Source organism: Paralcaligenes sp. KSB-10 (assembly GCF_021266465.1).
Classification (GTDB): domain Bacteria; phylum Pseudomonadota; class Gammaproteobacteria; order Burkholderiales; family Burkholderiaceae_B.
Genome location: NZ_CP089848.1, coordinates 2,612,575 through 2,635,162, shown reverse-complemented (window position 1 = coordinate 2,635,162; position 22,588 = coordinate 2,612,575). Strand labels below are relative to the sequence as shown.

At 59.2% G+C, this 22,588-nt stretch carries 25 protein-coding genes; 12 read left to right on the top strand and 13 right to left on the bottom strand.

Annotated elements, in window-relative coordinates:
* Positions 1 to 169 precede the first annotated feature (169 nt).
* The 3 genes from hemL to LSG25_RS12005 form a co-directional block, all read right to left on the bottom strand.
* Positions 170 to 1,447, bottom strand: a complete 1,278-nt coding sequence (hemL, locus tag LSG25_RS12015) for a glutamate-1-semialdehyde 2,1-aminomutase (protein WP_232741169.1) — start codon at positions 1,445 to 1,447, stop codon at positions 170 to 172.
* A gap of 71 nt (positions 1,448 to 1,518) precedes the next feature.
* On the bottom strand, positions 1,519 to 2,172 hold the full coding sequence (gene thiE, locus LSG25_RS12010) for a thiamine phosphate synthase (protein WP_232741168.1): 654 nt from the start codon (positions 2,170 to 2,172) through the stop codon (positions 1,519 to 1,521).
* On the bottom strand, positions 2,169 to 2,969 hold the full coding sequence (locus LSG25_RS12005) for a hydroxymethylpyrimidine/phosphomethylpyrimidine kinase (protein WP_232741167.1): 801 nt from the start codon (positions 2,967 to 2,969) through the stop codon (positions 2,169 to 2,171). Before LSG25_RS12005 ends, thiE begins: the two co-directional genes overlap by 4 nt.
* 146 nt (positions 2,970 to 3,115) lie before the next feature.
* Between LSG25_RS12005 and LSG25_RS12000 the strand changes: the two genes are divergently transcribed.
* Genes LSG25_RS12000 through LSG25_RS11985 form a run of 4 tightly spaced genes read left to right on the top strand, consistent with a single transcriptional unit; the run spans position 3,116 to position 5,073 of the window.
* Positions 3,116 to 3,280 carry a rubredoxin gene (locus LSG25_RS12000; RefSeq protein WP_232741166.1) on the top strand — a complete coding sequence of 55 codons (165 nt, stop codon included), beginning with the start codon at positions 3,116 to 3,118 and terminating at the stop codon, positions 3,278 to 3,280.
* 30 nt (positions 3,281 to 3,310) lie between these two features.
* Positions 3,311 to 3,904: a YqgE/AlgH family protein gene (locus LSG25_RS11995; protein WP_232741165.1), complete on the top strand. Its 594-nt coding sequence runs from the start codon at positions 3,311 to 3,313 to the stop codon at positions 3,902 to 3,904.
* The gene (ruvX, locus tag LSG25_RS11990; protein ID WP_232741164.1) at positions 3,897 to 4,313 is read left to right on the top strand and encodes a Holliday junction resolvase RuvX; all 417 of its coding nucleotides are present in this window, start codon (positions 3,897 to 3,899) and stop codon (positions 4,311 to 4,313) included. Before LSG25_RS11995 ends, ruvX begins: the two co-directional genes overlap by 8 nt.
* A gap of 1 nt (position 4,314) precedes the next feature.
* Positions 4,315 to 5,073 carry a lysophospholipid acyltransferase family protein gene (locus LSG25_RS11985; RefSeq protein WP_370635861.1) on the top strand — a complete coding sequence of 253 codons (759 nt, stop codon included), beginning with the start codon at positions 4,315 to 4,317 and terminating at the stop codon, positions 5,071 to 5,073.
* Positions 5,074 to 5,080: 7 nt separating this feature from the next.
* On the opposite strand, the gene LSG25_RS11980 is transcribed toward LSG25_RS11985, so the two are convergent.
* The 8 genes from LSG25_RS11980 to mpl are packed head-to-tail and all read right to left on the bottom strand — an operon-like array spanning position 5,081 to position 13,560.
* Positions 5,081 to 5,917 carry a symmetrical bis(5'-nucleosyl)-tetraphosphatase gene (locus LSG25_RS11980; protein ID WP_232741162.1) on the bottom strand — a complete coding sequence of 279 codons (837 nt, stop codon included), beginning with the start codon at positions 5,915 to 5,917 and terminating at the stop codon, positions 5,081 to 5,083.
* Complete coding sequence (gene lptG / locus LSG25_RS11975) at positions 5,914 to 7,092, bottom strand: LPS export ABC transporter permease LptG (RefSeq protein WP_232741161.1); 1,179 nt, start codon at positions 7,090 to 7,092, stop codon at positions 5,914 to 5,916. The genes LSG25_RS11980 and lptG overlap by 4 nt, the downstream gene beginning before the upstream one ends.
* Before the next feature lie 52 nt (positions 7,093 to 7,144).
* Positions 7,145 to 7,873: a monofunctional biosynthetic peptidoglycan transglycosylase gene (gene mtgA / locus LSG25_RS11970; RefSeq protein WP_232741160.1), complete on the bottom strand. Its 729-nt coding sequence runs from the start codon at positions 7,871 to 7,873 to the stop codon at positions 7,145 to 7,147.
* Positions 7,874 to 7,878: 5 nt separating this feature from the next.
* On the bottom strand, positions 7,879 to 8,733 hold the full coding sequence (gene aroE / locus LSG25_RS11965; protein WP_232741159.1) for a shikimate dehydrogenase: 855 nt from the start codon (positions 8,731 to 8,733) through the stop codon (positions 7,879 to 7,881).
* The gene (locus LSG25_RS11960) at positions 8,730 to 9,611 is read right to left on the bottom strand and encodes an energy transducer TonB (RefSeq protein WP_370636009.1); all 882 of its coding nucleotides are present in this window, start codon (positions 9,609 to 9,611) and stop codon (positions 8,730 to 8,732) included. The genes aroE and LSG25_RS11960 overlap by 4 nt, the downstream gene beginning before the upstream one ends.
* A gap of 42 nt (positions 9,612 to 9,653) precedes the next feature.
* Positions 9,654 to 11,540: a ribonuclease catalytic domain-containing protein gene (locus tag LSG25_RS11955; RefSeq protein WP_232741157.1), complete on the bottom strand. Its 1,887-nt coding sequence runs from the start codon at positions 11,538 to 11,540 to the stop codon at positions 9,654 to 9,656.
* Positions 11,541 to 11,588: 48 nt separating this feature from the next.
* Positions 11,589 to 12,182, bottom strand: coding sequence for a YqiA/YcfP family alpha/beta fold hydrolase (locus tag LSG25_RS11950; protein WP_232741156.1), 594 nt, complete (start codon positions 12,180 to 12,182; stop codon positions 11,589 to 11,591).
* Positions 12,183 to 12,201: 19 nt separating this feature from the next.
* Positions 12,202 to 13,560 (bottom strand): UDP-N-acetylmuramate:L-alanyl-gamma-D-glutamyl-meso-diaminopimelate ligase, encoded by a 1,359-nt coding sequence (gene mpl, locus LSG25_RS11945; protein WP_232741155.1) that lies wholly within the window; start codon positions 13,558 to 13,560, stop codon positions 12,202 to 12,204.
* Positions 13,561 to 13,659: 99 nt separating this feature from the next.
* Between mpl and LSG25_RS11940 the strand changes: the two genes are divergently transcribed.
* From LSG25_RS11940 to LSG25_RS11905, 8 genes are all read left to right on the top strand, one after another.
* Positions 13,660 to 14,169, top strand: coding sequence for a TlpA disulfide reductase family protein (locus tag LSG25_RS11940; protein WP_232744665.1), 510 nt, complete (start codon positions 13,660 to 13,662; stop codon positions 14,167 to 14,169).
* A 181-nt stretch (positions 14,170 to 14,350) separates the two neighbouring features.
* Positions 14,351 to 14,785 (top strand): type II 3-dehydroquinate dehydratase, encoded by a 435-nt coding sequence (aroQ, locus tag LSG25_RS11935; protein ID WP_232741154.1) that lies wholly within the window; start codon positions 14,351 to 14,353, stop codon positions 14,783 to 14,785.
* 84 nt (positions 14,786 to 14,869) lie between these two features.
* Complete coding sequence (accB, locus tag LSG25_RS11930) at positions 14,870 to 15,301, top strand: acetyl-CoA carboxylase biotin carboxyl carrier protein (RefSeq protein WP_232741153.1); 432 nt, start codon at positions 14,870 to 14,872, stop codon at positions 15,299 to 15,301.
* Positions 15,302 to 15,307: 6 nt separating this feature from the next.
* On the top strand, positions 15,308 to 16,654 hold the full coding sequence (gene accC, locus LSG25_RS11925; RefSeq protein WP_232741152.1) for an acetyl-CoA carboxylase biotin carboxylase subunit: 1,347 nt from the start codon (positions 15,308 to 15,310) through the stop codon (positions 16,652 to 16,654).
* Positions 16,655 to 16,713: 59 nt separating this feature from the next.
* The gene (gene prmA / locus LSG25_RS11920; protein ID WP_232741151.1) at positions 16,714 to 17,643 is read left to right on the top strand and encodes a 50S ribosomal protein L11 methyltransferase; all 930 of its coding nucleotides are present in this window, start codon (positions 16,714 to 16,716) and stop codon (positions 17,641 to 17,643) included.
* 15 nt (positions 17,644 to 17,658) lie between these two features.
* Positions 17,659 to 18,666: a zinc-ribbon and DUF3426 domain-containing protein gene (locus tag LSG25_RS11915; RefSeq protein WP_232741150.1), complete on the top strand. Its 1,008-nt coding sequence runs from the start codon at positions 17,659 to 17,661 to the stop codon at positions 18,664 to 18,666.
* A gap of 9 nt (positions 18,667 to 18,675) precedes the next feature.
* Positions 18,676 to 19,632: a carbohydrate kinase family protein gene (locus LSG25_RS11910; RefSeq protein WP_232741149.1), complete on the top strand. Its 957-nt coding sequence runs from the start codon at positions 18,676 to 18,678 to the stop codon at positions 19,630 to 19,632.
* A gap of 140 nt (positions 19,633 to 19,772) precedes the next feature.
* A complete protein-coding gene (locus LSG25_RS11905; protein WP_232741148.1) occupies positions 19,773 to 20,273 on the top strand; it encodes a glycine zipper 2TM domain-containing protein in 501 nt (166 codons plus the stop codon).
* A gap of 928 nt (positions 20,274 to 21,201) precedes the next feature.
* Here LSG25_RS11905 and LSG25_RS11900 read toward each other — a convergent pair.
* The gene (locus LSG25_RS11900) at positions 21,202 to 21,765 is read right to left on the bottom strand and encodes a YggT family protein (RefSeq protein ID WP_232741147.1); all 564 of its coding nucleotides are present in this window, start codon (positions 21,763 to 21,765) and stop codon (positions 21,202 to 21,204) included.
* 182 nt (positions 21,766 to 21,947) lie between these two features.
* Positions 21,948 to 22,457: a histone H1-like DNA-binding protein gene (locus LSG25_RS11895; protein WP_232741146.1), complete on the bottom strand. Its 510-nt coding sequence runs from the start codon at positions 22,455 to 22,457 to the stop codon at positions 21,948 to 21,950.
* Positions 22,458 to 22,588 lie beyond the last annotated feature (131 nt).

Sequence of the window (22,588 nt, the reverse complement as noted above, 5' to 3'; positions counted from 1 at the left end):
AGCCCCACCCCGCCTGGGCCGCCACCCCCGCGTCTTAAGAACGCTTCTGCGCAAAAACACCCTCACGGACTGTCTGAACCCGCCACCCCCGCGCCTTAAGAACGCTTAAGAACGTGTTTAAGAACGAGTACAACCGCCAACCACACCCACGGCCAGAATGCCGCAGCAATCAGAGCTTGGCGAACGCCTGTTCCGCCGCATCCAGCGTGGCGCGGATGATGTCGTCGTCGTGGGCTGCCGATACAAAGCCGGCCTCGAAAGCCGAAGGGGCAAAATACACACCCTTGATCAACATGGCGTGGAAGAACATCTTGAAACGCTCCACATTGCAGGCCGACACCTCATCAAAGCTTTTCGGGATCGTTTCGCTGAAATAAAGGCCGAACATGCCGCCGACATGATCCGTGCTGAGCGTGATGCCCGCCGCTTTGCCGCGTTCCGCCAAGCCCATCACCAGCTTCTTGGTTTGCGCTCCCAGACGCTCATAAAACCCCGGTTCTGAAAGCAGCCTGAGCGTAGTCAGACCCGCCGCGACAGCCACAGGATTCCCCGACAGCGTACCGGCCTGATAAACCCCGCCCAGAGGGGCGATATGTTCCATGATGTCGGCGCGGCCGCCAAAGGCCCCCACCGGCATCCCGCCCCCGATCACCTTGGCCAGCGTGGTCAGGTCCGGGGTAATGCCCATAAGACCCTGCACGCCTTGCGGTCCGACCCGAAAACCGGTCATGACCTCATCGAAAATCAGCAGGGCGCCGTATTGCGTACACAAGGCCCGCAGACCTTCGAGAAAACCCGGCAAAGGCTTGATCAGGTTCATATTGCCGGCAATGGGCTCGACAATAATGCAAGCGATGTCGGCGCCGTACTGCTTGAATGCCGCTTCAACCGAATCCAGCTTGTTATAGTCGAGCACCAGCGTGTGCTGGATGAATTCGGCCGGCACGCCGGCCGAGGTCGGATTGCCGAACGTAAGCATGCCCGAGCCTGCCTTGACCAGCAGACTGTCGGCGTGGCCATGGTAGCAGCCTTCGAACTTGATGATTTTCGAGCGCCCCGTGTAGCCTCGCGCCAGGCGTATGGCTGTCATGGTGGCTTCCGTGCCGGAGCTGACCAGACGCACCTTGTCGATCGACGGGATGCGGGCGATGATGGCTTCGGCGATCTGGATTTCGGCCTCGGTCGGCGCGCCGAACGACAAGCCGTCGACCGCGGCCTCCTGCACCGCGCGGATGACTTCAGGGTGCGCGTGCCCGAGAATGGCCGGCCCCCACGATCCAACATAATCAATGTAGCGGGTATTGTCGGCGTCCCACAGGTAGGCGCCTTGCGCCCGCTTGATGAAACGGGGCGAGCCTCCTACCGAGCGAAAAGCTCTGACCGGCGAATTGACTCCGCCAGGTATGCTTTGACAGGCGCGTTCGAACAGTTCGGTATTGCGGGACATGGCGATTGGACTCGATGCAAAATATAAAAAGAAAGGCACAAACGCTATAGCATAGCAAGCTTGTTGCCTGGTTATCTGAACAGCTCGTCGCAGCGAGCGGCCGTGGCGCGAATTCGAGAGCCTCCGAACAGGCCGCTGATCAAGGCGATGCTGTCGGCTCCCGCCTGAATGACCGGAGCGGCATTGTCGGCCGTCAAGCCGCCTATGGCTACCACCGCAACGCGAGCGCCGGCACGTGTTTTTCCTTCGGCCAGTGCGCGTCCTATCCTGATGTGTTCGAGCGTGGCCCGAACTGCCTCAGGCTTGATGCTCGAAGGGTAGAGCGCTCCAAAGGCAATGTAATCGACATCGGCGGCCAATGCCTGTTGCGCCAGCGCCGGGTCGTTGTAGCACGAGCAACCCACGATTTTTCCCGAGCCGAGCCCTAGTCTGGCTTCGGCCAGCTGGCCGTCTTCGCGTCCCAAATGGACGCCATCGGCATCAAGCTCCGCAGCCAGACGCCAATCGTCGTTGATAATAAATAATATGCCCCGTTTTTTGCACAATTTGGCCAGCGCGCGCGCCTGGCGTTGCCGCTCACGCAGCGTGCCTGTCTTGCGGCGCCACTGCAGAGCCGCCATGCCGCCGTCGGCGGCGGCCTCAATCGCGGCAAGAAGCCGTTGCGTATCGGCCCATTCAGGCGTAATGCCATACACGCCGCGAGGGAATCGGAGGAGCGTCGTCATGAGTAGGATCGATTGATCAGCCTATGGCCCATGCCGGGCTGGAACGAATTCGTCGTCAGGGGATTCGCCTGTTTGATGGCCGCTTCGACGGCCTGGGGAATCTCCTGCCCCAGAGCCAGTCGGCAGGTGATGGCGCAGGCCAGCGGCCCGTCGGCGTCGTGCAGGCGCGTCGTGGGTGCTTGCCAGGCCCAGTTGAATGTTTGGTTTTCCTGCCCCTGCAGCAGATAAGAACCTTGTCCGGGGCGGATGGGCGATGCGGTGCTCAATACCCACTTTGCGCCGTATTGCAGCAGGGCTTGCGTTGCGCTGTCGGATTCGACACCGGACAGAAGCCCGTCGGTTTGCCATTGCAGCAGCAGATTGTGATCGGCAATGACGATATCGGTTTGCGGCAGCAATAGTTCTAAAATGGCGCCAAGCGTCTCTTCGGAGTCCATGTCTTCAAGCGCCGCTTCATCGGGCAGGGCATTCAGGTGCAGGACCAGCGGTACATTGCTATAGTCGGCGGCGATCTGCGCCAGTGCGCTGACCGACTCGGGGGTATACAAGGCGCCGATCTTGATGGCTTGCACCGGCATGTCTTCGAGCAGGCAGCGAGCCTGGTCGTCGATGAGTTCGGGCGTGACGGGATGGATTTCTTCGACGCCCACGGTGTCCTGGACATGGATGGCCGTCAAGGTGCTCAAGGCGTGGCATCCCAGTGTGGCGCAAGTAACCGCATCAGCGGGCAGGCTACTCGATCCGCTGGGGTCAAAAGGGCCGAAAATAAGAACTAATGGGGGGCTTGTCGCTTGCACAGATGAAAAAATCGCAGAAGTTGGCAAAAATCTTTGGTTATTATCAAAGTAATTGCTGTTGGGTTTAGTAAGATTGACCCCATTCTAATAGAAGCGCCTGAAAACCGTTGGATTTTGGGCTTGAATTTTTCAGTGAGTAACAAAAGATGCGTACTTGGATGTGTTTGATTTGTGGCTGGATTTATGATGAAGCCACAGGTGTGCCCGAAGAGGGAATTGCGGCGGGAACGCGCTGGGAAGATGTCCCGCCCAACTGGGTTTGCCCCGAGTGCGGGGCGCGCAAGGAAGATTTCGAACTGATTGAGGTTTAATCAGTCCAACAAATCAGAAAAGGACAAGTCATGGAACCATCTGCCAAACAGTCCCATAGCGGCGCGAGCGTCGACTTGTCCCGCCAGTTCCTGGTAGCCATGCCCGGCATGGTTCAGGGCAATCTGGCCGATACAGTCATTTATGTCTGCGAACACACCGAGCATGGCGCGCTGGGACTGGTGATCAACCGTCCTACCGACCTTACCGTGGGGAGCCTGCTCGAGCGCATCGATCTCGATTTATCCCTGGAAATCGGCCCCATCAAGGACTCGCCCGTGTTCTTCGGCGGGCCGGTTCAAACCGACAGGGGGTTTGTATTGCATGCGCCGGTGGGCGAGTATGGGTCCAGCATCCGGCTGGGCGAAATGGCCTTGACCACCTCGCGCGACGTCTTGCAGGATGTGGCCCAGGGACATGGGCCGGCGCATATTCTGGTGACATTGGGCTATGCCGGCTGGGGTGCCGGGCAGCTCGAGAGTGAAATGGCCCAGAACGCCTGGCTGAATGTTGTCGCCTCCGAGGCTGTACTGTTCGATACTCCCCCCGAAAATCGTTACGAGGCTGCCTTGCGTCTGCTGGGCGTCGATCCCCTGATGCTGGCGGGCGACGCGGGCCATGACTGAGGAAACCCTGCTTGCCTTTGATTACGGCACAAAAAAAATAGGGGTGGCCATCGGCAACACCCTGACGCGGCAAGCCCGGCCGCTGGAAATATTGACGCCCCTCACACGCCAGCAGCGTTTTGCCGCGATTGGCCGTTTGTTGGATGAATGGCAGCCGCAGCGGGTCATTGTGGGTTTGCCGCTTACCCTCGACGGAAGCGAACAGTATGCTTCCTTGCGGTGCCGGCGCTTCGCGAACCAGCTACGCGGCCGGTTCAGCCTCGAGGTCGAGCTGATCGACGAACGTGGCTCGAGCCTTGAAGCGCAACACATTCTGGGCTCGAACGCTCCCGACGATGCGGTGGCCGCCGCCGTGATCCTGCAGCGCTATTTCGATGTGCTTGCCCCAGAAATCATAAAGAGAGACTGATTTGAGCGTTCTGCTGTTTTCCGTGCGGGCAATTTTCGTGTTTATCTGGATTGTGCTGGGCTTGTTATCGGTAATTTGCATTTTTCCTTTTGCGTCCTTGCCAGTGCGAAAAAGCATGAATCACCAATGGTCGCGCGTCCTGCTGGTGTTCTGCGGGGTCAGGGTCCAGGTGCAGGGCGAACCCGGATCGGGCGGCGCGGCGCTCTGGGTGGCGAATCATGTTTCATGGGTCGATATTTTCGTGCTCAATGGTGTGAGGCCCATGAGCTTCATTGCCAAAAGCGATATTCGACGATGGCCGATCATCGGCCGGCTGGTTGCCGGTGCGGGCACGGTATTCATCGAACGAGGCCAGCGCCAGGCGATCATGGCGGTCGGCGAACAGATGAAGGCACGGTTCGAGCAGGGTGAAGTCGTGGGCCTGTTTCCCGAGGGGACGACCTCGGCCGGTTTCGACGTGGCGCCGTTTCATTCAAGCCTGTTTGAGGCGGCGATTCGCGCCAATGTCGATATTCAGCCGGTGGCATTGCGATTTCTGCATCGCGGCAGGCGCAGCGACTATATTGCCTTTGTCGGCGAACAGAACCTGCTGCAAAACTTGTGGTGCCTGCTGGGTACGACCGGGGTGCGGGTCGAGGCCGAGTTTCTGCCTGTCTTGTCCAACGCAGTGTGCCGTGAGCTGGGGCGCAGCAAAACGGCATCGCATACGCATCATGTCATCCGCGGCGCGGTGAAGGTCGGCGGGCATAAGCCGTCGTGACCCTGGTTTAATGTTCGGTGGGGTTCTGGTACTGCGAGCAGCCGACCTGCACGATTTTGTGATCGTGCAGCCGCAACGCGCTGAGTTTTCCGCCCCAAATGCAGCCGGTATCCAGACAAATGACATCCGGGCGAATCAGCAGGCCCAGGGTCGACCAGTGGCCAAATACAATGGTGTCGTCGCGAATGACCCGGTTGGGCACATCGAACCAGGGCATCAGGCCTGCACTCGAGCCGGGCGCTCCCTTGTGGGAGAACTCCATATGGCCCTTGCTGTTGCACATGCGCATGCGCGTCAGGGCATTGATAATGACGCGCAAACGCTTGCCCCCACTGTAACCGTCTTTCCAGCGCAGTGGTTCGTTGCCATACATCTTGTGCAGCATGTTTTTCCAGTCGGGGCCGCGCAACGCCGCTTCGACCTCGGCGGCCAGCGCCAGGGTTTTGTCGACGCTCCACTTGGGCAGTACACCCGCATGAACCAGCAAATGGCGGTGGGCGTAGTGGGCCAGCGGGCAATGCCGCAGCCAGTCGATGAGATCTTTGCTGTCCGGGGCGCCGAGCACATCGTTGAAGGTGTCCGACTTGCCTGGCTTTTTGACTCCGGCGGCAACGGCCAGCAAGTGCAGGTCATGATTGCCAAGAACGGTCACGGCGCGGTCGCCCAGACTGATGATGCGCCGCAGGGTGTTGAGCGAGTCGGGGCCGCGGTTGACCAGGTCGCCGGCAAACCAGAATTGGGCATCCGGGTCGCGGGCGAGATCCGGATGCGCCAGCAGCTCGACAAGCGGTGAGCAGCAGCCCTGAATATCGCCGATGATCCAGATATCCGACTTCGTATTCATGCTGCTCTTTTGCTCCATGGCCAGCGTGCCTGGCTGAAGCTGCGCACGCTATGCTGATTTTCCATAATGATGAGCACGCCCAGGGCCAGCCCGAGTGCGGCCAGATTCGGCACCAGAGCCGTTACCCAGGGAGCCCATTTGCTTAACATGCCCACATTGAGGGCGAGCTGATTGAGCATGAAAAATCCCACGCCCAGCAGAATACCGACAAAAACCTTGCTGCCGACGCCGCCGCGGCGTGTTTGCATGAAGCCGATCGGCGCGGCGATGGTAATCATGACAAGCAAAGTGAACGGATAGGCAATTTTGCGCCACAGAGCGACCACCTGGCGCTCGGTCTGCAGCTTATTGGCTTTCAGATAGCCGATGTAGTCGAGCAGATCGGCTATCGACATGCGTTCGGGGGTCAGGATACGGGCGATCAGGCGCTCAGGCGTCAGGGTGGTATTGAGGGACCGATCGGGCATGGTCTTGACATGCGCGATCGGAGCATCCGGTGTTTGGGCGTTGGCCAGCGCGGCGGGCGATCCGGCGTCGATCCGGGTTTCGGTGACATGATCGAGAACGAGTTTGCCGTCGCTGAAGCGGCCGCTGGTTGCTTGCGTCAGCGCGGTCAGTTCCTGGCCTTTGCGGAATTCGTAGAGAGTAATCCCTGTGACACCGCCGCCAGCCTGGAGTTGCTTGATGTTGATGATGCGCGTTCCGCCGTCGGGCGTGGGCTCCTTGAACCAGTAGCCGCTGTTCAGGCGACCGCCTTCGGTGCGGCCCAGCATGGTCAGATTGGCTTCGCTGGATTTGATTTCGGCCGCGGGAGTGATGACCTCGGACAATATGAACGCACCTATCACCATGGGCAAGGTAATAACCCAGAGCATATACAGCAGCCGCATCCCGCTAACGCCTGAAACCCGCAGGATGACCAGTTCGTTGCGCTGTGCCAGTCCCGCCAGGGCCAGGACCGCGCCGATCAGCAGGCCGATGGGCAGCAAATCGTACAGCCGGGTCGGGAAAGCCAGGGCTTGCAGATAAAACAGGCTGAGCAAAGTGAATTTCGGGCCAATGTTGTCGAGGTCGTCGATCAGGGCAAAAAAGGTGAATAGACCCACCAGTGCCAGCAGCACAACGGCGCTGGAGCGATAGATTTCGCGGGCTAGATAACGGCGGGCGGTACGCATTAGAGGGTTTTGGTGTCTGGAGTAAAGTGAACGGAACGAACGCATGACGCAATCAGGGCAGATCGGGCAGATCGACCAGGCGCATGCGTTTTTCAATTGTAAAGGCACGAGACCGCAGATAGGCGGTATCGCGATGACCGTCATAATACGCCGGGTTGGGCAGCATGGCAGCAAGCTTGGCGGACTGGTAGCGGTTGAGCTGCGCCGCATTTACATGAAAATAATGCCTGGCGGCTGCCTGAGCGCCGAAAACATTGCCGCCCCACTGAGCGATGTTCAGATACAGTTCAAGTATGCGCTCTTTGCTCATGACCAGTTCGATCATATAGGCAAGCGCAAGTTCCTGGGCTTTGCGCAGATACGAGCGCGAACTCGACAGGAACAGGTTTTTGGCAAGCTGCTGAGTGATGGTCGAGCCGCCGCGCATTTTGCTTTTGCCCTGTTCGGCCTGCCTCAGGTTGTATTGCCAGGCTTTGCGGATGGCGTCCCATTCGACTCCATCGTGGTCGGTGAAGTTGGCGTCCTCGGAAGCAATTACGGCGCGCTTGAGCGAGGTATTGATCTGGCTGTATGGGACCCATTGATGGTCGAGCGCGGCTTTCGGGTCCGTGGACCTCAGCTCGGTCAGGGTGGCCGTCATGAATGCGCTGGTGTCCGGATTGCGAAAATTGAACCAGACAATCATGACAAACAGGCCGAATTGATAAAGCAGCATGGCTCCCATGCCAACAAGCAGCACGGTGCCGAGCAGCTTTTTTCCGGTTCGCTTGCGGGCGGGCATGAGAGTCAGTCGTGTTGCAGCTGTTGCCGCAGTGCGTCCAGCACGGGTGCGGCATCGGGCTGCACGTGGTGCCAGATGGCGAAGCTGGCCGCGGCCTGGCCGACCAGCATGCCCAGCCCATCGGCCAGCTGCGCCGCACCCTGGCTGCGGGCCTGCCGCAGGAAGGCGGTGGGCTGGGCGGCGTACATCATGTCATATGCCAGGGCCTGGTCTGCGTAGAGCGCGTCGGGCAGTTCGAGCGGATCCGTTCCCAGGCTGCTGGAGGTGGCGTTGATGACGATATCCCACTGGCCGGTGATGGTATCCAGCGCGCCGGCCGAGAGTTGCCCGGCAAATGCCGGCGCATGCGCGATGATTCGTGTTCGCAGTTCCTGCGCGCGTGGTGCGGTACGGTTGACGATGTGCAGTTGAGAGCATTGTTCGTTCAGCAGGGGGAGCGCCGCGCCTTTGGCCGCGCCTCCGGCGCCGATCAGCAATATTTTTTTATCCTGGAGCGCGATGCCGAGCCTGTGGATATCGCTGACGAGTCCGATGCCGTCGGTATTGCAGCCGTGCAGGTGGCCTTGGGCCATCCACAGGGTATTGACCGCGCCAGCCAGTCTGGCCCGCTCACTGAGGTGGCCGGCGGCAAGGGTGCAGGCAATTTCCTTGAACGGCAAAGTGACGTTCAGCCCTTGCCCTCCCGTGGAAAAAAATTCATGGACGGCGCCGGGGAAATCGTCGAGCGGGGCTTTGATCCGGCTGTACTCCAGCGCAATGCCCGTTTGTCGGGCGAACTGCTCGTGTATGAACGGCGAGCGGCTGTGCTCGATGGGATTGCCGATGACGGCGTAGCGGGGTTTTGATGTGGCTGAAGTCACGGCGTTTGTGTGTCGAGCTGGTTGTCGATGAAGTGCCAGGTGCGGGTAATGGCAAGCACATCGGTGTGCCTGGCCACGGCTGGCGGCAGTGGGGCAAAGGGGGCGGCAAGCTGTACGATGCGTTCCGCCGCCAAATTGAGTACGGCGTATTCGGAAGGCTGATTGATTTCGATGCGTGCCAATTGACCATCTTTCTTAATATATACCGTTAGCTGCAGTTTGCCGTGGATTTTTCCACGGGCCTGCGCCGGATAATGCTCGGTGCCGAGCAGTTCGATTTTCTTGCGCCACGCTTCCACGTATTCGGCATAGTCGGCCGCGGCGGCGGAGGGGCCCGCGAACTGTTGCCGAGGCTGGGCGTTATACCGGTCGATGCGTTCTTTGAGGGCACTGATCTGGGCATTCAGGACCAGGCTTTCCTGATAGCGTTCATCTATTCCGGGGTCGGTCGATTGCTGGAACAGATCGGGGTTCTTGCGTGCCGAGCGGGCTTTCTGCCTGGACTCCAGCTGGGTGTAGAGCTGCTGTTGCTCGGCCTCGAGCTCTTCCTGGCGTTTGTGCAGGGCGGCCAGGACGATCTGGTCGGCCGACTCATCGGCAGTGCGGGGCAGCGGCGATGCCGCGTAGCCGGCTTCGGCTTGGCCGCCGCCATTGATCTGGTTTTGCGCCAGCAGTTTTGCCTGGGCCGGCGCCGATTCGGTCCTGGCGTTCACGAGCGTGACTTCGAGAGTGCTGGACTGGGCGGCGGTTTGCGTGGGCGCCGAAAAATGGATGGCCAGCACGGCCGCGTGTATGCACACGGACAACAGTATTCCTAGGCGCAGATAGTCGTTGCGCGGTTGGGCCGGCTCGGACAAAAGCAGCAGGGAAGCTGGAATGCTGGCCACTTCTTGAAGTCCCAGTTGATGAGTTGAAATGATTTATGCCGTAACGGTGTCCAGGTAGCGGCAATCCAGTTCGAGGGCAAGTTCGTCAAACCCGAGAATTTCCAGATTGATGATCTGCCCTCGTTCCAATTCCGGCAAGGCTGGAATACGGGCGACAAACGGCGCACAACACAACCGTACCAGATCTTCGCGCAGGACGCTGGCCTGTACGGTGCGCAATCCTTGTTGCTGCAGCCAGCGCAGGCACCAGTAGCGCTCCATCGCATTCTGGAATTCGTTCCAGGTGGCGTACTGGGCGTCGAACGCGCCGATAATGGCGAATAAATCGGCCTCCTTGGGCTTGAAGGGAGCGACCAGGCGCGCCGAAACCCCATGCTCGGCAGCGGCCAGAATTTGCCACTGATTGACCAGATCGACATAGCGCCGCAAAGGAGAGGTGGACCACGCATACTGCGGAACCCCGATGGCTTCGTGGGGCAAGGCCTGGGTGGACATGCGTACGCGCCCCGCCTGCTGGGAGCGATAAATGCCCGGTACGCCATGCCCTGCCAGCAAGCCGCCCCAGATATTATTGGTCAGTATCATGTATTCGGCGACCAGCCTGTCCAGCGGGGCATTGCGCTTGCGCGGAACAAGCTGCACAGGGGTATCGGGATCGTGGGGGGACCCTTCCAGATAAAACGAATATTCGACGCGATTATTGTTTTCGGGCTTGCCGCGCACCAGGTCGCGCTGGGCGCTCAGGCGTTGGGCAAGTTGCCACAGGGGGCGCAGCCAATGCGCATGCGGCAGCGCGGCTTGAGGATCGTTCAGGGCTTCTTCGGTGATGAGCTCGTCAAGCAGATTGTGCCGCAGATTCTCACGGACCTGTATGCGTTCGAGTCGCGTCTCGGACGACAGGATCTCGCCCGTGTCGAGCCTGGCCGTTACGTACAGGGACAGGGCGGGCCTGGGCTCGCCGGCGTTGAGCGAGAAGGCCTGGATCAGCTCGTCGGGCAGCATGGGGATTTTCTGGCCCGGAAAATAAACGGTCGACATGCGCGCACGGGCCAGCTTGTCCAGTTCGCTGCCGCGGGTGATGGCCAGGCCCGGTGCGGCTATGTGGATTCCCACGCGCACCGTTGTTTCATCGATGTTTTCAATGGACAGGGCGTCGTCGATTTCAGTGGTGCTGGTATCGTCGACCGAATAGGCCTCCACGGCGCTCAATGGCAGGTCGGTGCCGATTTCAGGCAGGTCGATCGGCGCGAACCCGGTGCCTTTGGGAAAATGGGCCGATAAAAATCGATGCTGATGCAGGGCCAGGGGGTGGGGCCAGGCGCCAAGCTTGAGCAACAGCCGTTCCGGACTGATTTGAAGCTGCGCGAGCGCTGCTTCGAAGGCTTTCCATTGCAGGGTGTTTTTGTCGGGCCTGGTGAGCAGGGTATCGGCGATTTCGGCAATCGGGCCGGGCAGCGTTCCCGCCACCAGCTGGTCGGTCCACTCCTGCTGTTGTGCGGCCTGTTTCTGTTTTTTTTCGATGGCGGCCAGGGCGGCTGCCAGGATGTCAGGCGGGGCAGGCCGGTAGTGCCCCTTGCCGCGCCGATGAAAATAGGCCGGGGCGCTGTTCAAGGCAAAAATAAGGGCGGCTTTTTCGATGGAGCTGGGAGTATGTCCGAAGTAATCTTCGGCGAAATGAGAGGCTTCGAATTCTTCCTGGGGGGCGCATTCCCATAGAAAGTCGATCTCCAGGGTGGCGGCAAGCGCTTGTGCCTGTTCGAGCAGGGCGGCCGGGCTGGGCTGCTCGAATTGGAATAGTACGGTGGCGGCTTTTATTTTGCTGCGTTTGCCCGATTCGGACTCGACTTGCAGACTTGAGTCGCCTTGCGAAAAAATCTTTTCCGCCTTGAAATTTCCGCTGTCTTCATAAAGAACGTACATGGTGATCCATAGCTGCACGCTGATCCGCGTGCTTAAGGTGAAAGGTAATCAGGAGCGGTCAAGTGCGAAATCAAGGACTTGGGGCAGCCACCGCCCAAAATCGGAAATTCCGTGATCGCTGCCTTCAATGACATGGCCCTGGCAACCGGCGTACCAATCGGCCATTTCGTGCCAGTCCAGCACTTCGTCGCCGGTAGCCGCAAGCAGATAGTAGCGTTCCGGATGGGCCGGCTTGCCCACGGCCATTTCGGCCAGCTCGTCGACATACTCGGGCAAGAAGATAAAAGGATCGCCTGAATGGTAAAGCGTGTGCGTGCCGACCTGGGTAGCCAGGTCGCGTGAGGCATAGATCACCGGATTGAGCACGACTGCTCGGCATTTCCAGTATTCGGCCAGACAGGTGGCGTAATAGCCGCCCAGCGATGATCCGATCAGGGTCAGTTGGCGGCTTGCGTCCAGGGCCTGTTCTTTTTGCGCCAGTTCAATAAGGTGATGTGCCTGGGCCAGCGCGCGCGCGGGACTGGATGGCAGTTGCGGGCATATCCATTCGCCGGCCAGGCCGCGTTCTTGCATGGCCTGCGCCAACAGGTGGGCCTTGAGTGATTTGGGCGAGGAACGAAAACCGTGCAGATAGAGAATCATGAGGCACCTCGTGCATGGATCACAGGCGATCCAGAAGCTTTTGATGGATGCCGCCGAATCCGCCATTGCTCATGACCAGGATTGAGTCGCCGGGGCGGGCGGCGGCGCCGATGGCCGTGATCATTGCGTCGAGATCGTCGTACGCGGCGGCACGGTGGCCCAGGGGGGCCAAAACCTGTTTGGGATCCCATCCCAGGGCATGTTTGCCCTGAGTGGCGCCGAAACAGAATACCTGATCGGCCTGCTTCAGTGCGGCCGGGAGCCTGGCTGCCATGGTTCCGAGCTTCATGGTGTTGGAGCGTGGTTCGATGACGGCCAGAATGCGCTTGTCGCCAACCTGTTTGCGCAGGCCTTCCAGCGTGGTGGCGATGGCGGTGGGGTGATGGGCAAAGTCGTCGTAGACGGCAATCTGCCGGATCGTGCCGCGTAATTCCATGCGCCGTTTCACGCCGCCGAACGCCGAGAGCGCCTCCAGGCTGCTGCCAACGGGCACGCCGACATGTTCGGCGGCCGCCATGGCTGCCAGGGCGTTCATGCGGTTATGTTCGCCCGTCAGGTTCCATGTGATGGTGCCGACGGCCTTTTGGTCGCGCACCACATCGAAGTGGCTTGCCTCGCTGTTGGCGATGGCCTGCCATTGGCCATGTCCGCCAAAACGCACCACCGGCGTCCAGCAGCCGCGTGCCAGCACACGGTCGAGCGCCTCGGACAAATCGGGACGCACTATGCATCCTCGTGTCGGGATGGTTCGTACCAGATGGTGGAATTGAGTCTCTATAGCGTGCAGATCGGGAAAAATATCGGCATGATCATATTCAAGATTGTTCAGAATCGCGGTGCGTGGACGATAGTGAACGAACTTGGAGCGTTTGTCGAAAAATGCCGTGTCGTATTCATCGGCCTCGATGACGAACAGGGCTTGCGCGGGCTGGTAGCGGGCCGACACCTTGAGATCGCTGGCGATGCCGCCAATCAGGAAGTTGGGGGCCTGCCCGGCGTGTTCCAGTATCCAGGCAAGCATCGAGCTGGTCGTGGTTTTTCCATGGGTTCCGGCGACGGCCAGTACATGCTGGCCTCGCAGTACCTGTTCGCCCAGCCATTGCGGCCCGGAGGTGTAGGGCAGGCCCTGGTCGAGAATGGCTTCCATCAGCGGGTTGCCGCGTGTGACCACGTTGCCGATAATGAACAGATCGGGCCGCAGGCCGGTCTGGGCGGCGTCGAATCCCTCGATGAGCCGGATGCCCTGCTCTTCTAGCTGGGTGCTCATGGGGGGATAGACTCCCGCGTCGCAGCCGGTAACGGTATGGCCCGCGGCGCGCGCGATCAGTGCCAGGCCACCCATGAATGTGCCGCAAATACCCAGAATGTGTAGGTGCATAAGGATCCTCCAGCCGCTATTGTAAAGGGTGCGCCGTTCTTTCCGGCGGGCGTGGTGCTATGATTACCAGGCTAGGAATCACCCATTGAAAAGATAATGATGAAACGGCGCGTTTTTTTACGCCATGCGGCAATATTGGCCGGGGCGGCCGCGGCCGGCGGCCTGCAAGGTGCGGCGCTGGCCGACACGTTCGGCCCGGTCCCTTTGTTTGCGCAGACGCTCCCCGATCCCGACGGTACCGCCATTGCCCTGTCCAGGTGGCAAGGCAAGCCGGTGGTCGTCAACTTCTGGGCAAGCTGGTGCCCCCCTTGCGTCAAGGAAATGCCCGACTTCGAGGCTTTGCATAAAAAATACCCATCAGTGCAATTCCTGGGTATAGGCGTCGATACTGCCAGCAATATTCAGTCTTTTGTGCAAAAAGTGCGGGTATCCTACCCCTTGTTGGTGGCCGGCCACGAGGGTATACAATTGATGCGCGACTTGGGAAATCAGGCGGGCGGCTTGCCGTTTACCGTGGTTTTCGACGCCAAAGGCCGTGAGGTCAAACGGATTCTTGGGCAAATCAAGGCCAAGGAGTTCGAGCAAGTCGTGCAAGGCCTTTCGGCCTAGCTCTTTGCGCGCAGGGCTTGCGGCTTTCGGATGCAAGCCTGCTTCGCCCCTGCAATACCGCGAAAACGACATCCGCGACGACACCGCCGCGACAATTCTTTTTGTAAATTATCTGTATTTAATGGACAAATAACGCTTTTTAGCGTAAAAAAGCGTTCTGTCAGTAATAGAAACCTTCGTTATGGCGCAACAAATCCTGGTTCTGCATGGTCCTAACCTTAACTTGCTCGGTACGCGCGAGCCCGAGGTTTATGGCCGCCAGACTCTGGATGACATCAATGCAAATTTGCGGCAATTGGCCAGCCAGGCCGGGGCGAGTTGCAGCGTATTTCAAAGCAATCACGAAGGCGAGCTGGTAGACCGTATTCAAAAGGCCCGCCAGGATCATATCGATTTCATCATTATTAATGCCGCGGCGTACACTCATACCAGTGTGGCACTGCGAGATGCCCTGGCCGCGGTCGCAATTCCGTTCGTGGAAGTGCATTTGTCGAATGTACACAAGCGGGAGTCGTTTCGCCATCACTCTTATTTGTCCGATACGGCGCAGGGAGTGATTGTCGGGCTGGGTTCTTTTGGGTACGAAGCAGCATTACGCTACGCCCTGTGCAATTAGCGCATGGGGCAATACAGCCTGTCTTTTTAATCATCAACGTTGACTCTGCATTACAGCCGCAGAGTAATGTCATGGGAAGTTTGTATGGACCTTAGAAAACTAAAAACCCTGATCGATCTGGTTGCAGAATCAGGCATTGCCGAACTCGAGATCACCGAGGGCGAGGGCAAGGTAAGAATCGTCAAATTCTCCCAAACGGTGCAGCCCGTTCCTGTTGCCTACGAAGCGCCTGCCGCGCCGCCTGCGCCTGCCGCAGCGCCGGCTGCCCCGGCCGCCCCTCAAGGGCATGTGGTCAAGGCCCCGATGGTGGGAACCTTCTACCGCGCTCCCAATCCAGGCGCCTCGCCGTTTATCGAATTGGGCCAGACCGTCAAAGAGGGCGAGCCTTTGTGCATCATCGAGGCCATGAAGCTGCTGAACGAAATCGAGGCGGACAAGTCCGGCGTGATTAAAGAAATCCTGGTGGAAAATGGCGAGCCCGTTGAATACGGTCAACCCCTGTTTGTTATCGGCTGATCATCAATGTTTGAAAAAATTCTCATTGCCAATCGTGGTGAAATCGCCTTGCGCATCCAGCGCGCCTGCCGCGAACTCGGTATTAAAACGGTGGTGGTGCACTCCGATGTCGATCGCGATGCCAAGTATGTGCGTTTAGCCGATGAATCGGTTTGCATAGGGCCTGCCGCGGCTCGCGACAGTTACCTGAATATGCCGGCGCTGATTTCGGCAGCCGAAGTCACGGATGCCGAAGCAATCCATCCCGGCTACGGTTTCCTGTCCGAAAACGCCGATTTTGCCGATCGCGTCGAAAAAAGCGGCTTTGTATTTATCGGCCCGCGCCCCGAATCGATTCGCCTTATGGGCGATAAAGTAAGCGCCAAGAAAGCCATGATCGAGGCCGGTGTACCGGTCGTGCCGGGGTCGCCGGGCGCTTTGCCGGACGATCCCCAGGAAATCATGCGCCTGGGCCGTGAAGTCGGGTACCCGGTGATCATCAAGGCTTCGGGCGGCGGCGGCGGCCGGGGCATGCGGGTGGTGTATACCGAGGCGGCTTTGCTGAACGCCGTCACCATGACGAAATCCGAGGCTGGCGCGGCGTTCAATAATCCCGAAGTCTATATGGAGAAGTTCCTCGAAAACCCGCGCCATGTGGAAATCCAGGTACTTGCCGACGGCGGGCGCAATGCCGTCTGGCTGGGCGAGCGCGATTGTTCCATGCAGCGCCGCCACCAGAAAGTCATCGAAGAGGCTCCCGCGCCGGGTATCGCGCGGCGCCTTATCGAACGCATCGGCGAGCGTTGCTCCGAGGCGTGCCGCAAAATTGGCTATCGCGGCGCCGGCACCTTCGAGTTCCTGTACGAGGACGGCGAGTTTTATTTCATTGAAATGAATACCCGGATCCAGGTCGAACATACGGTTACCGAAATGATTACCGGGATCGATCTGGTGCAGCAGCAGATCCTGATTGCCGCCGGCGAAAAGTTTACGTTGCGCCAGCGCGATATCCAGATCAAGGGCCACGCCATCGAATGCCGCATCAATGCCGAGGATCCCTTCAAATTTACGCCCAGCCCGGGGCGCATCACCAACTGGCATACGCCGGGCGGTCCTGGCGTGCGCATGGATTCCCATGTGTTCAGCGGCTATGTGGTGCCGCCGAACTACGACTCCATGATTGCCAAGCTTATTACCTACGGGGACACGCGCCAGCAGGCCATTGCACGCATGGAAATCGCTCTGTCTGAAATGGTGGTCGAAGGCATAGTGACCAACATCCCTCTGCACCGCGAGCTGATGCAGGATGCCCGTTTCGTCGAAGGCGGCACAAGCATCCACTACCTCGAGCACAAGCTTTCGCAGCGTCCCTGATCTGCGATACCGAGGCGGGCCAGACAGGGGCGTGCCCCTGTTTTTTAACGGAAAAGATCATGCGTGAACTCGTCCTAAGTTGCCTGGAAGCCCAGGCCGAGGCGCTGTCGGATGCCTTGCTCGACGCAGGTGTGCTGTCGGTCTCGGTAGAGGACGCCGATAGCGATACCGACGCGGAACAGCCCTTGTTCGGCGAGCCGGGTACCGAACCCGAGATACAGGCGTGGCAGCGCAATCGCGTGGTCGCCCTGTTGCCCGATGGCGCGGACCCTGGCCAGATTCTGGAGCAGGCGAGTGCCGAGGCTGGAGTTCAAGCAGCGGCCGGCTGGTCGGTGCGCGAAGTCCCGGATGCGGATTGGGTGCGGATCACTCAGGCGCAGTTCGGGCCAATCCAGATCGGAGAACGGATCTGGATCGTGCCCAGCTGGCATCGCGACGACCCTCGTGTACCCGTGCTGGCCGAAGGGGCGTCGGCCAGCGCAGGGCAGGGCTCGATTCATATTGAGCTGGATCCGGGTCTGGCTTTCGGGACCGGCAGCCATCCAACGACCCATCTGTGCCTGGAGTGGCTGGCCGAGCATCTGCAAGGCGGCGAAACGGTGCTCGACTATGGCTGCGGGTCCGGCATTTTGGCGATCGCCGCCAAAATGCTGGGGGCGGGCAACACGTGGGCCGTCGATATCGACGAGCAGGCTGTGCAATCAACTCGGTACAATGCAGAAGTAAATCAGGTTGTTCTGGATGCCTTGCTGCCAAACCAGCTTCCGGCGGGCCAATTGCAACTGGTCGTGGCCAATATTTTGTCCAACCCGCTGAAAGTGCTGGCGCCCATGTTGTCCAACCGGGTTGCTCCGGGCGGGCGGCTGATCTTGTCGGGTGTCCTGGAGCGGCAGGCTGACGAGGTGGCCATGGCTTATGCGCCCTGGCTTGCCATGAGTGTATGGCGCGCACGCGACGGTTGGGTTTGTTTGTGCGGACAGCGCAATTAACGATAGATTTGCCTTATGGACTTAAGCACACAATGTCCTCGATGCGGTTCGGTTTTTCCAGCCAGCCTGGAACAATTGCAGTTGCGCAAGGGCTACATCCGCTGTGTCAGTTGCGCCCACATTTTCGATGGGTACGAAGCCGTCGTGTCGGGCGATGGCTCGTCCGCGGGCGCCGCGCCCCCTTCCGCGCCTGAGCCCAGCGTTGTACGCCAACGTTCGGCGCAGGCGCCAGAGACGCGTCCGCTGCCTTCCGCGCCAACGGTATCGAATGCGCCAGATGCTCCGCCCGCTGCTCCCGCGTTTACGATTTCCTCGACGCGCACCGTGCCGTTGCGGCTGCGTGCCGAACCCGTCTTGAGTGTGCCGCGGCACACAGAGCAGCGTGAAGCAGAACCGAGCCCTGCCTCGTTTTATGTCGGCGGCGAGCCGGCCCCCGATGCGCCGGAAATTTATATCGAGCCGCGTCGGGCCGATGAAGACCAACTGCCTTTGCCCGCCTTTCTGGACGAACGGTACGAGCGCCGTCATGGTTTCGCGAGAGTGTTCTGGGGGGCGCTGTGCCTGATGGCTCTGGCGGTGCTGCTGGCCCAGGTGGTGTACGTGTATCGGGCGAACATTGCCAACCATTCACCGGCCCTGCGGCCGATTCTGACCAAAGCCTGCGCGTCGCTTAAGTGCGATATTCCGTATTCGCGCCGCATTCTGCTCATTTCGATCATGAATTCATCCTTGCGCGCGGGCCCCAAGGGTGCCGGTGCGGACAAGGACACCAGTCAAATGACCTTGCAGCTTACCTTGCGCAACAATTATGACAAGCCGCAGGAATGGCCGACCCTTACACTGGATCTGGTCGATTTTTCGGGCGTGGTCGTCGCCAGGAAGAACCTGCCTCCGAAAAGTTATCTGACGGCAAAACTCCTGGAAGGGCCATTTGCCGCTCATGGTGAAATCGTCGCCACGGTGCCGATTACGGTGGCGGGCGTGAAGGTTAATGGATTTCAGCTCGGTAAATTTTTTCCTTAAAGGATCAGGATGTCTGCAAAGGTTTTAGTATGCGGTTCGGTTGCCTTCGATACGATTGCCGTGTTCGAGGGGCATTTCAAAGAACATATTCTGGCCGACAGCATACAGTCGCTGAGCGTCTCGTTTTTTGTACCGACCATGCGCAAGGAATATGGCGGTTGCGCCGGAAACATCGCCTACAACCTGCAACTGCTGGGTGGGCACCCCATGCCGGTGGGTACCGTGGGCGGCGATGCGGCCGATTACCTGGCGTATATGAAACGCCTGGGCATAGATACGAGCTTGATTCGGGTCATCCCCGATATGTTTACTCCGCAGTGTTTTATCACGACGGATCTGGACAACAATCAGATCGCTTCCTTTCATCCGGGGGCCATGGTGCGTTCGGCGGAAAACGATTGGGGCAGCACCAGGGCCTCGTGGGGGATTGTGGCGCCCGATGCCAAAGAAGGCATGTTTGCCCACGCTCGACGGCTCAAGGCCAGCGGCATTCCCTTTATTTTCGACCTGGGTCAGGCCATGCCTTTGTTTTCGGGGGAAGATATCACGCAGATGCTCGAGATGGCGCAGATCCTCACTGCCAATGATTACGAAGCCAGCGTAGTGCAACAGCGAACCGGGCGCAGCATGCAGGAAATCGCCCGGTCCTTGCAGGCTGTTGTGGTGACGCGCGGTGGTGAAGGCGCCACGCTTTACTCCAACGGTGCCGAAACGGCCATTGAGCCGGTCAAGGTGGAAAATATCGTCGACCCCACCGGCTGCGGCGACGCGCACCGGGCTGGCCTGCTCTATGGGCTGACGCAGCAGTGGGGCCTGGCCGATGCGTGCCGCTTGGCGAATGTGATGGGCGCTTTTAAAATTGCTTCACGCGGGCCGCAAAACCATCACCCGAGCCGCGGTGAAATCAGCGCTGCCCTCAAACAGCATTACGCGCTCGATTTGCTCGATCAGGCCGGTCAGGCTTGAGCGTTTGCCTGGCGATCCGCGGAATTGCCGTGTGTCGTTCGGGTTTTAAATTTTGTTCTTGCCGCTTTTCAAATAACACCCGGATCGGGTGTGCCCTTGCGCAGAGCAGGGGTGGCGGTGGCTTACTAGGGAGCAGTTTCATGAATCCTGTCAGTTTATCGTTTGCCGGCTTGCGTAAAAACCGGACCCTTGCTGCGCTGGCTCTGGCGGGCTCCCTGGCGATGTTGGCCGGTTGTGCCAACGATACGGCGTCCAGCTCGGTCTATAGCTACGGCGAGGCGCAGCGCGAGCAGGTTGTGCGCACCGGGACGGTAGAGTCGGTGCGTCCGGTCATTATCCAGCAGGGGCAGAGCAGCGGTGCCGGCATGCTGGCCGGAGGCGCATTGGGCGGCGTGGTGGGCAGCACTATCGGCCGTGGCGGCGGCAATGTATTGGCAACGGTCGGCGGCGCCATCTTGGGCGGGTTGGCGGGCAATGCCGTGGAAAACCAGGCTGGAAGGACCCAGGGGCTGGAAATCACCGTGCGGCTGGATAACGGCGAAACTCGTGTCGTGGCCCAGGCGGCCGATGTTCCTCTTTCCGCCGGTCAGCGCGTGCGCATGATCAGCGGCAATGGCCCAACCCGTGTCGTGCCTATGTAGGCAGTGCGGGCATCGACTCTTGGTGTAAGCTGCATCAATGCGGGCAAGCATGCGCGCAATCGACATGCGTAGGCTAATTTGCCTGATTCTGTAAGAGAGCCCCTTGTGGGCTTTCTTGCATTTTGTTGAGCACTTTGGCGCCGAGGTATCAAGCCGGGATGGTTCGGGATCCGATGCTTGGTGCATTTTTGGTTCGAGTTGTTTACGGGATTCGATGGGTGGGTAGCTTTGGTATTTGAAGACGCCGTCTATCGGGGCTTGGGGTCAGGGCCGGCACGGCGTGCTGGATCCGGATCTACCTCGTCCAGGCGGGCGTCGGGCCAAACTCGCTACGCCGCTGGCGCGGCTACGCTCAAACATGGCCCGCCGAAAGCCCCCGCCTTCCCTACGGTAGCATCCGGCGCACGCCTTACGCCGGTCCTGACCCCAAGCCCCGATAGACGGCTCGCGTTAGGGCTTGCCTGGAATCAACTTGCCGGCATCAATGTATACCTCGATGCATGATCTCAACGTTTCTCTCGGTGCATGTTTCCCTCGGTGCATGCCCCCAACGCTTCTCTCGATGCATTTCCTCAACGCAAGCCGCAGGGTGGGCGGTGCTGTGTAGTCCGGCGGTAGTCCAGCGCCGGGTGCTGACGAAGGGAAGGCGGGGGCTTTCGGCGGGCCCTGTTTGAGCAGTGCCTCGCGCGCGAGGCACTGCGAGTTGGCCCGACGCCCGCCTGGACGAGGCAGACCCGGGTAGTCGGCTAGCGCAGCTAGCCGACCGCTGGACGTGCCGGACTACACAGCACCGCCCACCCTGCGGCGTCTTTATAGAGATACGATCGCGCCCACAAGACAACACAGCCCCAAGCCATTGCTCAAACCTAAACGGCTCAAACACATGACTGAAACGCGTTCAGTGCCGACTACTTAAATCCAAAATGCTTTAGACGCCAAACAGCGAGAAGGAAAGATGTTCCAGGAAGACCATGCCTATTTGCGCCAGGACGAGCAGGACCAGAGGGGAAAAATCGAGCCCCCCAAAATTGGGAAGCATGCGGCGTATGGGGTCGAGCAAGGGGGCTGTCAGCGTGTGCAACACGGGCATGATCGGCGCCAGGGGATTGACCCACGATAAAATGGCTTGCACCAGAGTCAGCCAGAGCACCAGGTTAAGCGCCCATTTCAGCAGCGTGAACAGGCTGGCGAGAACCGCCGGCAATAAGCTGCTGACGGGAGGAAACTGGCCTGTCAGTACTATCCAGGTGAGCAGCAAAAAGACAAAGGCGGTTAGCCAGCTTGCCAGCAGGCATGGCCAATCGAGCCGGTTGCCGGGCCTGACGATTTTGCGGATCGGCTGTATCAGCCAGTCGGTCAGGCGCAGCACCGCCTGCGAATACGGATTGAACGGGTGCAGCCGTATTGCGAACATCCAGGCCCGGATAATCAGCGCGATTCCGAACAGGGTAAAAACAATGTTGATAATAAAGTGCAGGGCGTCGCTGAGCATGGTGTGGCTACTTTGGGTTTTACGAACGCCCATTGTCGCATGACTCAAAACCTTGGAGCATAAAAAACTGCCCGGCAAAGCCGGGCAGTTCAATTGGCTGGGCTGGATCTGCGCCGGTACTTCAAGGCGCAAGCCACAGCCATATTCTTCAAATTGGCACTTTCGAGCCTGTGCCTACAGGCTTACGGGCGACCGCCCGTAGGAAATGGCCAGGAAGCGACCGGGTTGATCACTTTTTTGGCAGCTGGTGCAGCAGTTGTTGCCTTGCTGACTTTAGCTGCTGCTTTCACGCTGGGCTTTTTGGCTGCAGGGGCAGCCTTTTTAGCGGCAGGCTTGGCAGCGGCCTTTTTGGCAGCTGGTTTTTTAGCGGCAGCTTTTTTGGCAGGAGCCTTTTTAGCGGCGGCTTTTTTTGCCGGGGCTTTTTTGGCGGCTGGTTTTTTAGCTGCCACTTTCTTGGCTGCTACTTTCTTGACCGCAGCTTTTTTGGCAGGGGCTTTTTTAGCGGCTACTTTTTTTGCCGGTGCTTTTTTAGCGACTGCTTTCTTGGCGACTGCTTTTTTAGCTGCTACTTTCTTGACTGCTACTTTTTTGGCAGGAGCTTTTTTCGCTGCTGCTTTTTTGACTGCTACTTTTTTTGCGGGTGCTGCTTTTTTCGCGACGGTTTTTTTGGCCGCCTTTTTGGCTGTTGCCATAATAAAACTCCTTGAGATTGAGTCGTTCAAAACATCCACCCATTTGATATGGCCCCCACGGAAAGGGTGCGACCCATCTCAAATGGCGCAAGCGTACAAAGTACTTTGTACTTCGTACGCCTAGAGTCTAA

Bases quoted from the DNA above. Each gene is read 5' to 3' on its own strand.
- hemL (WP_232741169.1), bottom strand. From the start codon at position 1,447: ATGTCCCGCAATACCGAACTGTTCGAACGCGCCTGTCAAAGCATACCT.
- thiE (WP_232741168.1), bottom strand. From the start codon at position 2,172: ATGACGACGCTCCTCCGATTCCCTCGCGGCGTGTATGGCATTACGCCT.
- LSG25_RS12000 (WP_232741166.1), top strand. From the start codon at position 3,116: ATGCGTACTTGGATGTGTTTGATTTGTGGCTGGATTTATGATGAAGCC.
- LSG25_RS11995 (WP_232741165.1), top strand. From the start codon at position 3,311: ATGGAACCATCTGCCAAACAGTCCCATAGCGGCGCGAGCGTCGACTTG.
- ruvX (WP_232741164.1), top strand. From the start codon at position 3,897: ATGACTGAGGAAACCCTGCTTGCCTTTGATTACGGCACAAAAAAAATA.
- LSG25_RS11980 (WP_232741162.1), bottom strand. From the start codon at position 5,917: ATGAATACGAAGTCGGATATCTGGATCATCGGCGATATTCAGGGCTGC.
- lptG (WP_232741161.1), bottom strand. From the start codon at position 7,092: ATGCGTACCGCCCGCCGTTATCTAGCCCGCGAAATCTATCGCTCCAGC.
- mtgA (WP_232741160.1), bottom strand. From the start codon at position 7,873: ATGCCCGCCCGCAAGCGAACCGGAAAAAAGCTGCTCGGCACCGTGCTG.
- LSG25_RS11955 (WP_232741157.1), bottom strand. From the start codon at position 11,540: ATGTACGTTCTTTATGAAGACAGCGGAAATTTCAAGGCGGAAAAGATT.
- LSG25_RS11950 (WP_232741156.1), bottom strand. From the start codon at position 12,182: ATGATTCTCTATCTGCACGGTTTTCGTTCCTCGCCCAAATCACTCAAG.
- mpl (WP_232741155.1), bottom strand. From the start codon at position 13,560: ATGCACCTACACATTCTGGGTATTTGCGGCACATTCATGGGTGGCCTG.
- LSG25_RS11940 (WP_232744665.1), top strand. From the start codon at position 13,660: ATGAAACGGCGCGTTTTTTTACGCCATGCGGCAATATTGGCCGGGGCG.
- aroQ (WP_232741154.1), top strand. From the start codon at position 14,351: ATGGCGCAACAAATCCTGGTTCTGCATGGTCCTAACCTTAACTTGCTC.
- accB (WP_232741153.1), top strand. From the start codon at position 14,870: ATGGACCTTAGAAAACTAAAAACCCTGATCGATCTGGTTGCAGAATCA.
- accC (WP_232741152.1), top strand. From the start codon at position 15,308: ATGTTTGAAAAAATTCTCATTGCCAATCGTGGTGAAATCGCCTTGCGC.
- prmA (WP_232741151.1), top strand. From the start codon at position 16,714: ATGCGTGAACTCGTCCTAAGTTGCCTGGAAGCCCAGGCCGAGGCGCTG.
- LSG25_RS11915 (WP_232741150.1), top strand. From the start codon at position 17,659: ATGGACTTAAGCACACAATGTCCTCGATGCGGTTCGGTTTTTCCAGCC.
- LSG25_RS11910 (WP_232741149.1), top strand. From the start codon at position 18,676: ATGTCTGCAAAGGTTTTAGTATGCGGTTCGGTTGCCTTCGATACGATT.
- LSG25_RS11905 (WP_232741148.1), top strand. From the start codon at position 19,773: ATGAATCCTGTCAGTTTATCGTTTGCCGGCTTGCGTAAAAACCGGACC.
- LSG25_RS11900 (WP_232741147.1), bottom strand. From the start codon at position 21,765: ATGCTCAGCGACGCCCTGCACTTTATTATCAACATTGTTTTTACCCTG.
- LSG25_RS11895 (WP_232741146.1), bottom strand. From the start codon at position 22,457: ATGGCAACAGCCAAAAAGGCGGCCAAAAAAACCGTCGCGAAAAAAGCA.